The sequence below is a fragment of the Paenibacillus xylanexedens genome (assembly GCF_007680605.1).
GTDB classification, from domain to species: Bacteria; Bacillota; Bacilli; order Paenibacillales; family Paenibacillaceae; genus Paenibacillus; species Paenibacillus xylanexedens_B.
Genome location: NZ_VEIO01000001.1, coordinates 1,513,032 through 1,526,280 on the forward strand (window position 1 = coordinate 1,513,032; position 13,249 = coordinate 1,526,280).

The 13,249-nt window shown below is 45.4% G+C and carries 11 protein-coding genes; 9 read left to right on the plus strand and 2 right to left on the minus strand.

The genetic code is table 11. The annotated features are described in order from the left end of the window. Window positions 1-22 precede the first annotated feature (22 nt). Window positions 23-949, plus strand: a complete 927-nt coding sequence (locus tag FS818_RS06720; RefSeq protein WP_145330746.1) for a carbohydrate ABC transporter permease — start codon at window positions 23-25, stop codon at window positions 947-949. A 35-nt stretch (window positions 950-984) separates the two neighbouring features. Continuing rightward, window positions 985-2,625: an ABC transporter substrate-binding protein gene (locus FS818_RS06725; RefSeq protein WP_145330748.1), complete on the plus strand. Its 1,641-nt coding sequence runs from the start codon at window positions 985-987 to the stop codon at window positions 2,623-2,625. A 121-nt stretch (window positions 2,626-2,746) separates the two neighbouring features. Here the strand turns inward: FS818_RS06725 and FS818_RS06730 are convergent, their stop codons facing one another. Further along, the gene (locus FS818_RS06730) at window positions 2,747-3,889 is read right to left on the minus strand and encodes a family 8 glycosyl hydrolase (RefSeq protein ID WP_145330750.1); all 1,143 of its coding nucleotides are present in this window, start codon (window positions 3,887-3,889) and stop codon (window positions 2,747-2,749) included. Between the two features lie 291 nt (window positions 3,890-4,180). Here FS818_RS06730 and FS818_RS06735 point away from each other — a divergent pair, with 291 nt between their 5' ends. The 7 genes from FS818_RS06735 to FS818_RS06765 all read left to right on the plus strand — a co-directional run bounded on the left by FS818_RS06735 (window position 4,181) and on the right by FS818_RS06765 (window position 11,483). Then, complete coding sequence (locus FS818_RS06735) at window positions 4,181-5,464, plus strand: SGNH/GDSL hydrolase family protein (RefSeq protein ID WP_145330752.1); 1,284 nt, start codon at window positions 4,181-4,183, stop codon at window positions 5,462-5,464. Between the two features lie 56 nt (window positions 5,465-5,520). Next, window positions 5,521-6,288, plus strand: coding sequence for an alpha/beta hydrolase (locus FS818_RS06740; RefSeq protein WP_145330754.1), 768 nt, complete (start codon window positions 5,521-5,523; stop codon window positions 6,286-6,288). Window positions 6,289-6,328: 40 nt separating this feature from the next. After that, window positions 6,329-6,961, plus strand: a complete 633-nt coding sequence (locus FS818_RS06745) for a glycoside hydrolase family 11 protein (protein ID WP_145330756.1) — start codon at window positions 6,329-6,331, stop codon at window positions 6,959-6,961. Between the two features lie 94 nt (window positions 6,962-7,055). Next, the gene (locus FS818_RS06750; RefSeq protein ID WP_145330758.1) at window positions 7,056-7,898 is read left to right on the plus strand and encodes a formylglycine-generating enzyme family protein; all 843 of its coding nucleotides are present in this window, start codon (window positions 7,056-7,058) and stop codon (window positions 7,896-7,898) included. A 257-nt stretch (window positions 7,899-8,155) separates the two neighbouring features. After that, on the plus strand, window positions 8,156-8,869 hold the full coding sequence (gene bglS / locus FS818_RS06755) for a beta-glucanase (RefSeq protein ID WP_145330760.1): 714 nt from the start codon (window positions 8,156-8,158) through the stop codon (window positions 8,867-8,869). A 183-nt stretch (window positions 8,870-9,052) separates the two neighbouring features. Further along, window positions 9,053-9,625 (plus strand): hypothetical protein, encoded by a 573-nt coding sequence (locus FS818_RS06760; RefSeq protein WP_145330762.1) that lies wholly within the window; start codon window positions 9,053-9,055, stop codon window positions 9,623-9,625. 220 nt (window positions 9,626-9,845) lie between these two features. Continuing rightward, the gene (locus FS818_RS06765; protein WP_397351762.1) at window positions 9,846-11,483 is read left to right on the plus strand and encodes an extracellular solute-binding protein; all 1,638 of its coding nucleotides are present in this window, start codon (window positions 9,846-9,848) and stop codon (window positions 11,481-11,483) included. A 118-nt stretch (window positions 11,484-11,601) separates the two neighbouring features. Here the strand turns inward: FS818_RS06765 and FS818_RS06770 are convergent, their stop codons facing one another. Then, entirely contained in the window at window positions 11,602-13,230 is a 1,629-nt protein-coding gene (locus FS818_RS06770; protein WP_260989799.1) for a response regulator, read from the minus strand. Between the last annotated feature and the right edge of the window lie 19 nt (window positions 13,231-13,249).

Consider the following 13,249-nt stretch of genomic DNA (forward strand, 5'->3'; position numbering starts at 1 on the left):
CGGAGGGGAGGAGACTTGAAGGATGTCTAATTTACAATCACAGGCAGGTCGTTCACGAGCGAACAAAAACCCTGTCATCAGAGAATCGCTTGGGGATCGTCTGTTTATTACGGCAATCTACATCATTCTGTCACTCGTGCTGGTTGCTGTGCTGTATCCACTGATCTACATCGTAAGTTCATCACTCAGCAGTCCGTCAGCCGTTTCTTCTGGCAAAGTATGGCTCTGGCCGGTTGATCTGTCATTCGAAGGATACAAGGCTGTATTGCGAAATGAACAGGTACTGATGGGATACGCCAACTCATTGTTCTATACGGCCAGCGGTACATTTATCAGCGTAGCATTAACAATTATGATCGCTTACCCGTTGTCCAAAAAGACCTTTGTTGGACGCAGTACGCTGATGATTTTCATTACCTTCACGATGCTCTTTGCTGGTGGCTTGATTCCAACGTATCTGGTTGTTAAATCCCTGGGACTCATCGATACACGCTGGGCACTTCTGATTCCGAATGCGATCTGGGTATGGCAAGTCATTATAGCGCGAACCTTCTTTCAAAATTCCATACCGGATGAGCTGTCAGAGGCGGCTGACATCGATGGGTGTAGTGATATTCGGTTTATCTTCAGTGTCATATTACCACTTGCCAAGCCCATTGTGGCGGTGCTTTCATTAATGTACGCGGTTGGTCAATGGAACGCCTACTTTGACGCACTCATTTATCTGAAATCGCAGTCGCTCTACCCGCTACAGCTGATTTTACGAAGTATTCTTATTCTTGGCAGTTCGGGCAATATGGACGCTTCCGAAATGATCAAACAACAGCAAATGGCTGAACTGATGAAGTACTCCTTGATTGTCATGGCCAGCTTACCGGTTCTGATCATCTATCCTTTTGTACAGCGTTATTTCGTGCAAGGCATGTTGATTGGCTCAGTTAAAGGATAAGTTTAATTACAACTTTCATGAGGGAGAGGATTTTATTGAGGAAAACAAGTGCATGGATACTCGCTTGTGTATTGCTTCTTACGTTGGTACTTTCAGGTTGCTCGTCTTCGGAAAAAAGCAGTGGTGAAGTAGATGCGAACGGAAAAGTCCCGATGAATGTATTTGTGCACCAAGGATCGGATATGAACCTGGCTACGAATAAATTCACCAAGAAGATGGAGGAAAAGTTCAACATCAAGTTTAACTGGACGACCGTTCCTTTTGACGGGGCAGCTGAAAAAAGACAGATCTCCCTTGCTTCCGGTGACTATCCGGATCTGTACCTGCTTATCCCTTGGGTGGATCGTTTCTCACAGACAGACTTGTTGAAGTTCGGGCAACAGGGTGTAATTCTGCCGCTGAACGATCTGATTGATCAGCATGCGCCTAACATCAAGAAGGTACTGGATAGCAATGAGTATTACAAAGCGATGAATACCGCGCCTGACGGTAAAATCTATGGACTGACCGGGCTGAATGAATGTTTCCACTGTTCGTATCCAAACAAGATGTGGGTCAATACCAAATGGATGGAGCAGCTGAATATCAAAGAACCAACAACGACAGAAGAGTTCCGGGAAATGCTGAAAGCGTTTAAAACGAAAGATCCGAACGGAAATGGCAAGGCAGATGAAGTACCGCTGAGTGGTTCAACGGAGAACTTTGGCGTACACATCATTCCCTATCTGATGAATGGTTTCATCTATGACGATGACCGGAACTACCTCATTCTGAATCAGGGCAAAGTCGAAACGGTAGCGAACAAACCGGAGTGGAAAGAAGGTCTTACGTACATCAAATCCTTATATGATGAAGGCTTGATTGATCCGGGTGCTTTTACACAGAATGTCGGTGCCTTCAAAAAAATTGGAGACAATGCCGATGCGCAGCTTCTGGGTGCAGGAGCGGCCATGCATCCATCCTTGTTCGTAACTACAGCTGAAGGGTCACCTTACGGCAATGATTATAATCCGATTCCACCATTAAAAGGGCCGAACGCTGAATATGCATCGTACAACTATCCGGTTGATCCTGGCGCAACATTTGTATTGACCAACAAAGCCAGTGAGCAAACGCAGATTACAGCCATAAAAATGCTGGATTACTTCTACACGCAAGAAGGGGCTATGGCTTCATATCTGGGAGAAGAGGGCACAAGCTGGCGCAAACCGGAGGAGGGAGAAGTTGCTTTGAACGATCAGGTGCAACCACTCTACAAAGCCATTCCTCTTCCATCGGGGGAAGAGCCTCGGAATGACAGCTGGTCTGCCCTGAGCCAGTACAATCATCACCGGGCATATCGTGATGCGGAAGTACAGGGAACAGACATCTATGCGAACGATGGGTATGAACGTCGTCTGTATGAAGCTACACTGTTGATGGAAGGAAAGGAACCTAAAGAAGTATTCCCGCATTGGGCATTGTGGGTTGATCCGTCCCTTGCGGATGAAACGAGCATGATGCAAACCAACATCAAGGATTATATCGACCAGAACGCACTACAATTTATCACAGGAGCAAAGAGCTTGGATAAAGACTGGGATGAATATGTGAAAGGGCTGGAAGGGCTCAATATGAATCGTTATCTGGAAATTATGCAGTCCGCTTATGATGCATCATCTGTATCTTCCAAGTAAAAAACAAAACCAAGACGGACCTTGTTCGCAATATGCGATTTGGTCCGTCTTTTTTGTCGTCTTTACGTCTGTAACCCAATCCGAAACAGAGCCGGTGCAGCAAATTTTTTTAAAAAATATTTTAATACATCCTGTATCTTCCGCTTAAGGCTAGCATCGTGAAGAAATAAAGACAGTTATCATAATAACGACGTTTTCCCTTGCGGAGCGGCGTGTTCCAGAATAACCGAACAAAAGCATCTGCATGAGGGCCGTCTGCTGCCAGTGAAGCCATCGCATTGGTGGCCAGCAAACCTACGGGATGCAATGCAGGTTCGTCAAAAGCCTCGCCCTCAATCGTATAACGGCGATAATCCGCTACGTCGATATCACTGAAAAAGGCCTGAATCCGATTGGATTGTTCCACTTGCCACGGGTCTTTACCAAACCATACCCAGTCTAATGCAATATTGGCTGCTACGCGGTAGGCATCACTGTAAAAATGCCTGAAATCCCCGTGCGGCTGAATCGGGGCAGGAGTCCCGTCATAATTGGCGTATTCAGGTGATAGCCCGGTTACCGGATGACAGGCCTTGTGCAAATAAACCCGGCTTGCTTCGGCAGCTTCTTTCCAGAACGTCTGATCTGCTTCATTGGCGTACTTGGCAAACAGTTCGTAGAAATGAGGAAGATGATAGGAAGGATCGCTGAAAGGTAACTCTGGAATAAACTTGATTAGCCGGTTACTCGGCTCCCACATGGGGTCGCCTTCCCCTCGTTCTCCTTGATGCAGACATGCATGTAGAATCTTTTGAGCTTGAGTTTTGTAATCGTAAGGAGCCGGCCCATCACCCCAGCGATTCGAGGCAAAAAATAAAGCCATGGCAAAGAACTCTTCACCATCAGGAGCCGGCCCCGGAGATAGACGGGTTCCATCAGGTTTGCAATGCCATGCAAAATAATCCTTATATCGTCCTTCCGTGTGTTGCATATATGTCACAGCGTAATTCCACAAACGGTCAAATTCCTCTTTCTTGTCCATCTGTACAGCCATCATCATGCCATAGGACATACCTTCGGAACGTACATCGTCGTTCCCCGTATCCAGCATGTAACCTTTGTCTTCGCCAACAGGATAGTAGATTCGTGTATGTTCGTCTCCATAGAACAAATCATTCCAAGTCCGTTCCAGTCTTACGTTGATTCCTTCTTCGCTATACCCCGATTTGTGAAAAAAATTGACATATGTACCGGTCTCATAAGCGCCTTTTCCTGTGAAATTCATGAGTTCCTCCTTTAAAAATGCTTATATATGCAAGTATATCATTCGTAATACTACTCAAATTAAAGCGTTTACATGGAAAATTATAGGCGTGTTATACCATCTATTTCCATTTGGTGATATGGATGATATATTTAGTCAAGTCCTATAGTTTATCAGGTTGTTGTTAAATTATGTAAGCGCTACACTCGGAGAGAAGGAACCGCCTGATATCGACATCAATCAAGTCCAGGTTTCTTCACATGGCAATACTCGGAGTGTAAATTTTTGCTGGAAGGTTGGTGAGGATGTAACATGCTTGGCGATTCAGGAGATGTAGATGAGAATCAAGGAACCCATGCACCACGTGACCCCGTAGGAGTTACTGTTTCATCATTTGAGGCTGAATTTGATTATAACTCTCCGGCTTATCTTGACATGATCGACAGATCACTCCTGAATTTGGGGAACAACGTCAGATTAAAGAGAGCGATCGAAAAAGCTAGACGTGGTGAACCTGTTGTCATTGCTTTTATTGGGGGATCGATTACTCATGGCGCTGGTGCAGCACCGATTCATCTCCAAAGTTATGCCTACCACTCTTATGAACACTTCAAAAAAATGTTCGCTTCAATGGACAGCAATGCAGTACGGCTGATCAAGGCGGGTGTAGGCGGGACGCCTTCGCAACTTGGCGTCATTCGTTATGAGCGGGATGTGCTCCGGGATGGTAACGTGCAACCGGACATTGTCATTATCGAGTTTGCGGTAAACGACGCTGACGATGAGACGCGTGGAAACTGTTACGAAAGCTTAGTATTGAAAGCGCTTGCTTCAAGTAACGAACCAACGGTCATCCTGCTTTTCAGTGTGTTTAAAAATGATTGGAATCTTCAGGATCGTCTCGCTCCCGTGGGCTTTCATTATGATCTGCCTATGGTGAGCATGAAGGATGCTCTTGTAGAGCAATTTCAGAAGACGAAAGATGAAGGTGGCGTTATAACTAAAGAGCAGTATTTCCATGATATTTATCATCCCACCAATGTGGGACATCGGATCATGGCGGATGCACTGGCGAATTTGTTTGGTGTTACAGATCGTACAAATCTCGATCAGAAAGAAGATGAATTAACGGATATACCGATTATTGGAAATGATTATGTGAATGTCAAACTGTTGGATCGGAAAAACGGGGAACAGATTGCCCGGATTGAATCAGGAAGCTTCTGTCTCACAGATACAGAGCTACAGATGACCGAGATGGACGATCATGATTATGGTACACCGCTTTTTCCGAATAACTGGATGTATGTTCCTGGTGAAACAGCAGATGACAAAAGTTTCGAGCTGCATTTGCGGTGCAGCCGGCTCATCCTGATCTTTAAAGACTCGGACAGTGATAAGTTCGGAACGGCCCACATCAAAGTGGATGGAGAACTTGTCAAAGAGGCGGATCCGCACCAAGTGAACTGGACTCACTGCCATGCCATGCTTCTATTTAGTAACAAGGAAGTGGGGGAACATGTTATTGAGATTGACATGGCGCCTGGACAGAAGGACAAGCAGTTCACGATTCTGGGTTTTGGTTACGTTGATTAGCGGGAACTTGATTTGAGGTTTAGAGGACTTTGCTAACCGTGAAGGGAGTATGACGAATGATAGCTTCAGCATCTGCTGGTTTTGACCAGTATCGTGATAACATAACACGCGGCGTAGTTGAAACGATAGAGTATGATTCCAAGACGGTTGGCAACGTGCGTAAAGCGATGGTATATACGCCGCCAGGCTTTTCTTCGGAGCTTACCTATCCTGTACTCTATCTGCTGCACGGAATTGGAGGGGATGAAAAGGAGTGGCATACTTATGGCTCTCCGGCCATCATCCTGGACAACCTCTATGCCGATCATCTCATCCAGCCAATGATTGTTGTTTGTCCTAACGGGCGCGCAATGTCTAATGACCTTGCAGAAGGTGACCTGTTTGATCCTGAGAAAATTAGGGCATTTGAACAATTTGAATTCGATCTCATTCAGGATCTTATCCCGTACATGGAGTCCTGTTATCCGGTAGCTCAAACGAGGGACAAAAGAGCCATTGCCGGCTTGTCCATGGGTGGAGGGCAGTCTTTAAACATTGGACTACGTAATTTGGATCATTTTGCATGGGTCGGTGCTTTTTCGGCAGCGCCGAACACGAAAGCGCCGGATGTTCTCGTTCCAGACCCCGCTAAAGCGACATCACTTCTGTCATTGCTCTGGGTGTCTTGTGGGAATCAGGATAATCTGATTCAGATTAGTGTTGATGTTCATGACTATATGAAGCAGCATGGCGTACCTCATATTTGGTATGAAGAAAGCGGAGGGCACGACTGGCCCGTATGGAAAAATGATCTGTATCTTTTTTCTCAGCGCCTCTTCAGGTAAGTGAATTACAAAAAATAAAAATATCAGGAGGTTTTTCCCTATGTTCAAATTCGGTAAAAAATTGTTGACTGTTGTTCTTGCAGCTTCCATGAGTTTTGGTGTGTTCGCCGCTACTACAGGTGCTACAGATTACTGGCAGAACTGGACAGATGGCGGAGGGTACGTTAATGCTGTGAACGGTTCAGGTGGAAACTACAGCGTAACTTGGCAAAATACCGGGAATTTCGTCGTTGGTAAAGGTTGGACTTACGGAACACCTAATCGTGTAGTTAACTACAATGCTGGCGTATTCTCGCCTTCCGGCAATGGTTATCTGACGTTCTACGGCTGGACCCGTAATGCCCTTATTGAATATTATGTAGTGGATAACTGGGGCACATATCGTCCTACAGGAACTTACAAAGGCACGGTGACTAGTGACGGAGGCACGTACGACATCTATACAACGATGAGATACAATCAGCCATCCATTGACGGGTATTCAACATTCCCTCAATACTGGAGTGTTAGACAATCCAAACGTCCAATCGGCGTAAACTCCCAAATTACGTTCCAGAATCACGTAAATGCGTGGGCAAGCAAAGGAATGTACCTGGGTAACAGCTGGTCCTATCAAGTTATGGCAACCGAAGGATATCAAAGCAGCGGTAGCTCAAACGTGACTGTTTGGTAATTGCCATTCTCTTTTATTTTCAAGCCTAGACTCAAGCAAGACAGGTCTGCGGATCTGTCTTGCTCTCAATTCCCGTTTTAAAGGAGACTTCCAGATGAGAAAGTGGATGGTATTTCTGCTCATCGCAGCTGTTGTTGGATTAAGTGCTTGTTCGACAGGCAGCAGTACTACTGTGAGCGATGATCTTGTATTGGTAGAGGGTGGGGCATTCAAGAGCAGTAAAACCAGCTATAGCGGCAAAGACATCACACTGGCTGACTTTTATATCGGTAAATATGAAGTAACCCAGAAACAATGGGCTGACGTTATGGGGGACAATCCCTCTGGTTTTAAAGGTGATGAGCGACCTGTTGAACGAGTGACCTGGTATGATGCAATAGAATATTGCAATGCACGTAGCATTAAGGAAAATTTGAAGCCGTATTACAACATTGATAAAGAAACGATGGATCCCGAGAACAAAAATGGAAATGATAATATAAAATGGACAGTAACCATAAATGAAGATGCGAACGGGTATCGTCTGCCAACTGCAGCAGAGTGGGAATACGCGGCGAGCGGAGGTCAGAAAAGCCAGAATTTCACCTATAGCGGAAGCAATAATCCCGACGAGGTAGCATGGTACTGGATGAATGCCGGAGAAAAACCGTTAACAGGAGACTGGAACTGGCCTGCAATCGAAAATAATAGGAATCAAACCAAGCCAATCGGTCAGCTGAAGGCCAATGAATTAGGCATTTATGATATGTCTGGTAACGTTAGAGAATGGTGCTGGGACTGGCACAAACATCCGGAAACGCCGGATAACACTTGGAGAGTCAGCAAGGGAGGCGGCTGGGTCAGCAGCGTAAACACGGAAGAGATTTCATATCCAGGAAAATTCGATGCGAATGGCCTCGGTCCCGATCAGGGATTGCGAGTCGTACGTAATAAATAACGAGGCCCTTTCCTTAAAGATGGGCCTTTTGGCATTTTGCCCCGGTAAAGGGGGATACCAATATTTAAAAATGAATATGATTTCTTTAAACTTTGCTATAGTTCATCCATCGTACTGGATATAAAATGGAAACAACAACCAATGTAAGCGCTTTATAAAATGATTGAATCGATCCATTGCATGTTGAATCTAAGAGAGTAAGGAAGTTTCATTCATTTATTCGTTTACCCGGTTGGAATCAGTAATGGAGGTGTATGATGAAGAGGAAGACATGGTTTACATTAATGGTATCGGGTGTGGTTTCATTATTTATTTCGGTTAGTGCTTTTGCTGGGTGGGTGTTTTGGGAACCACTGACGTACCACAATGCAAGTACCTGGCAGAAGGCGGATGGGTATTCCAACGGTTCCATGTTCAACTGTACATGGCGGGCGAATAATGCTAATTTTACGAATGATGGCAAGCTGCGGTTGAGTCTGACAAGTCCTTCAAACAACAAGTTTGATTGTGGAGAATATCGGTCAACGAATACTTACGGGTATGGTCTGTATGAAGTAAGCATGAAGCCTGCTAAAAATACAGGGATTGTATCCTCTTTCTTCACCTATACCGGTCCTGCGCATGGCACACAATGGGATGAGATTGATATCGAGTTCCTGGGGAAAGACACAACGAAAGTCCAATTCAATTATTATACGAACGGCGTTGGCAATCATGAGAAAATCGTTAATCTGGGCTTCGATGCATCCCAGGGATTTCACACGTATGCGTTTGATTGGCAGCCAGGCCACATTAAGTGGTACGTCGACGGTGTGCTGAAACATACAGCTACTACCAACATTCCAAAAACACCAGGTAAAATTATGATGAATATCTGGAATGGAACGGGCGTGGACAGCTGGCTTGGGTCATATAATGGCGCTAATCCTTTGCATGCCGAATATGATTGGGTGAAATATACGAGTAATTAACAGAAGCTCACGGGCACTTACAACTAGCGCAATAAACTGAATGAAACAGAGGAGCGGATTCCTTCCGCATTCCTCTGTTTTTTTTATGTTTATTTTCATGCTTTACAGAACAAACGAAACGTAAGATGATGAGGGAAAAGGGTGGGAATGAACTCCGCATAGAGAGGGTGGAAAAACATGAACATGAGTAACAGCAACGATACCAAAAACAACCAATCACCTGAGCAGTTTATCGAACTGTTGGGTCAACCATATGATGCCAAGCAGATACAAGCCTTACTAGAACCTTTCGGTGTGAAAAAAATAGCGAAGCCAGACGGTCCTTTTCAGGATGACATCCTCTGGTCTGTTAAAGCATCTGTGCGTATTGATGTGTACCGCTCCCCCAAGATCAATACGTTAACCGGACGTGATGATCTCCCTGCGGAAGAGTGGATCATTGGAGCGATTCATTTTCTTGCACCGGGTTCGGACGATCGAATTAAAAAACCGTTTGCGGGACAATTGCCCAAAGGGATGACGATGAATGCGACACCTGACGAATGGATTGAAGCATATGGGCATCCGGATATCTATGAGCAAGGTGACTGGCTTGGCGGCCGTGGCCCTTATCTGGCTTGGCGCAAATCCGGCATCAATATATCTGTCGAATACGACACGGATGAGGACAGCAGTGTGATCACTTGCGTTACATTTTGCTTAATTGGTTGCATGGGTGCTTGGCAAAGTGATTTCCCGGAAGTGTTCGCCCCCTGATAAGTAAGAGAAGACAAAAGTAAGACGTTGCACTAATGCAACATCCGTATTCACTTTTTAATATCCTAAATTAATACAATAAATGTTGCAATATTAGTATGGGCATCCATATGGTTCATTCATTATGATGGACTCTGTAGACAACATCACTACATACAGGGGGACACACAAGTTGAGAACAATCAAGAAAAGAAAGATTGGCGGTTTGGCTTTGGCAGGAATGTTGGCGCTTACAGCGGTTCTGAGCGGATGTAACAGTGGAGCAAGTAAAGAAGCTGCACCGAGCACACCGAGTACTGCACTGGAATTGAAGGACGGGAAGTATGATCCACCCGTAAAGCTTACTTATTTGCGTCCTTGGGGACCGGAAATCAAATTCAAATCTGGTGAAGATCAGGACAATAACGTACACACGAAATGGGCGAAAGACAAGCTCGGCATTGAACTGAAAAATCAATGGGTGTCACCATCCACAAACAACGCGTTTGAAACGAAGTTGCGCCTGTCTCTGGCTTCCAATGCAGAAATGCCGGACATTATCTCGTATCGCGGCGATTTCAATCTGGCACGCGAGTTGATTGAAACGGGCAAGTTCGTGGATGCTGGTGAATTGTTTGATCAATATGCAAGTGATACTTGGAAAGCTGCCGTAAATGAAGATCCTTCCGTGTGGTATCCGTACATGCAGGATGGTAAACGGATTGGTATTCCGATTCTGGATTACTCCTATAATAGCGATCCAGTGATGTGGATTCGCGAGGATTGGATGAAGAAATTCAATTTGAAAGCACCTGAAACGCTGGCTGATCTTGAAGTCATTATGGAAACGTTTACGAATAAAGACCCGGACGGCAATGGTAAAAAAGATACCTACGGTCTGACCATCGGATTCAAAAACTGGCTCAGCACATGGATGTCTGATGCTGGTTGGGTCTTCGGAGCCTACGGCACGATGCCAAATCAGTGGAATCTGAACGCAGAAGGCAAACTGGAGTACGGTTCTGTAAATCCTGGTGCAAAACAAGCTTTGGCAACACTGGCTGACTGGATGAAAAAAGGATACATTCCAGAAGAAGCCGGGGTATATGATGAAACCAAAGCAGCAGAAGAGTTTACGGCAGGTAAAGCAGGCATTGTTGTCGGGCCTCACTGGATGCCGTCATGGCCGCTCGAAGATGTGAAGAAAAACAATCCGGAAGCGGACTACAAAGCTTACCCGATTCCATCTGGACCTGATGGCAAGGCAGGCAGACGCGGTACCGCGAACGATAACGGTGTAATTCTGATTAACAAAGATATGAAGAACCCGGAAGTCTTTTTCACATATCAAAACTATCTCTTTGATCACTATGCCAATCCGAAAGCAGGAGATGAATTCGAACACGGCTTTGCTGAAGGATATGACTGGGCAATGAAAGACGGCAAAGTAACAACGGATGCTAGTGTGACAGGCGGTTATGCGCCTGAGAAATACACATTAACGTTTGATGGTGCACGTATCCCGAGTCTGAACATGGCTACGCTTGCGAAATTCGCTAACGGTGAAGAAGCAACAACGCCTTTCGAGAAAAAACTTAAATCTGGTGTACCGGAAGCAATGGTGGAAGCGGCCAAGATTGTTCAGGATCAAAAAGATATCGCATTAAAACAGATGTTCACAGGTGCGCCGACGATGTCAATGCAAATGAATAACGACATCTTAACCAAAATGGAGAAGGACCTGTTCTCGCAAATCATCTATGGCAAAGCTTCGATCGATGCTTTTGATACGTTTGTAGAAAAGTGGAATTCTTCCGGTGGAGAACAAAATACGAAGGAAGTTAATGAGTGGTACCAATCCGTCACTAGCGGCAAGTAAGTACGAGCGAAGTAACATGATCTTGTCCGTTATTTCATTCTAACCAAATTGCTAAAGCAGGTGGAAAAGTACAAATAAAAGGCCTTGCTGGAAATCATTCCAGCAAGGCCTTTATGCTTCAAACCGGCAGATTCTCTCTATATTCCTGCGGTGTCAGATCGTAAAACTTTTTAAATACCCGAATAAAATAGGCCGTGTTGTTGTAGCCGACAAGCTCCGCAATTTCGAATACCTTGGCGCTTGATGACCTTAAATAATAAGCCGCTTTTTCCATCCGTAAACGATAGACATAAGCTGTCAGCGCTTCTCCAGTCTCTGCCTTATACACTTTGGAAAGATACACAGGATGCAGGTGGACATGTTCGGCAATAGCCGGTAAAGAAACATCGGAAGCCAGATGCAGGTCCACAAAGCTTTTGACACTGCGAACGATAGTGCTGTGATTGTCCTTAAGCTCCTGTTCTGCGTCTTCACTGATGGAATGCAGGGTGCGGATCGACCAGTCTTTCAACTGCTGGGCGGTAGCAAAGCTTGGAGCCTGGAAGTATTTATACGTTTCGGCAGGCAGGACAGAAGAGATCTGTTTTCCGTTCTTGTGGATGATGTAAGCAAAGGCCCCTGCCAAAGCATGATAAACCTCAATCGTTGTTTCTGCGATATCGTGATGCTGCGCCGATTCGAGCAATTCCTCGAAAATGATCTCAATCTTCTGCTCCACATCGTCAAAGCGACCGGCTTCGAGAAGGCTAATTAAGGTCGGTGGCTTGTACAGAGACCGGATGGCAGGGAGGGGATGTACATCCTTATCATCTGATGCCGTAATAAACAAACCTTGAGCATGTCCCATACGCTTCCGCATGGATCTGACGGCACTCTCATAAATCTCTCCAATCTCATTAGGGAACTTGCCCCAGTGAGAGACTGCGATGGAAATAGCCCCTTTTAAATATAACTGAACGTTTGTCTGAATTTGGGCTGCATAATGTTCCAGCAACGCTTGAGGTTTCTCCTCTTTGCTCACACTATGTATGCCGCTTTTTTTGACACTAACCAGCACAACCAGATAATCATGGACATCCCGCGTATGCCACATATGAAAATGGTGCTGCGTCACCTCGCTAATAATGTTGCTAATGGCGTACTGCATCAGGGAAAGATCATTGTCAGCCATCTCGGATAGATGCTCTTCCATCCGAATGACCAGCATGCCCAGTTCCTCGCCAACCGAATAGGGCAGATTCAGTAATTCCAGCTTGTCCGCGAGTGCGGAGGGAGAATAGGTTTTGCCTGTCAGCAATTCATGGAGCATTGTAGATTGCAACAACGGCAAGTTATCCTGGAATGCATGTAAGGCACGTTGATAGGAGGCGGCAGCTTCCCATTTTTGCTTGATCCGGTCAACAAGCCGCTGTACGGTTTCGATTAGATCCTCATCACTTACAGGCTTCAACAAATAATCAAAGCTTTCCTGAGCCATCGCTTGTTTGGCATATTCGAAGTCGGCAAACCCCGAGAGTAAAATGGTCTGCACATGTGACCATTTTTCGTGAATTGCCGTGATCAACTCAATACCGGACATCTCCGGCATGCGAATATCAGTGATGACGATATCAATATCATGATTCTCCATAATTTCCAGTGCTACGGCACCTGACAAGGCTTCGTGTACAGTGCCGATCCCGCAGCTTTCCCACGGAATGGTTTCCGCCAGCGTTTCTACAACCGAACGTTCATCATCAACTAACAAAATTTGTAACATGTACTTC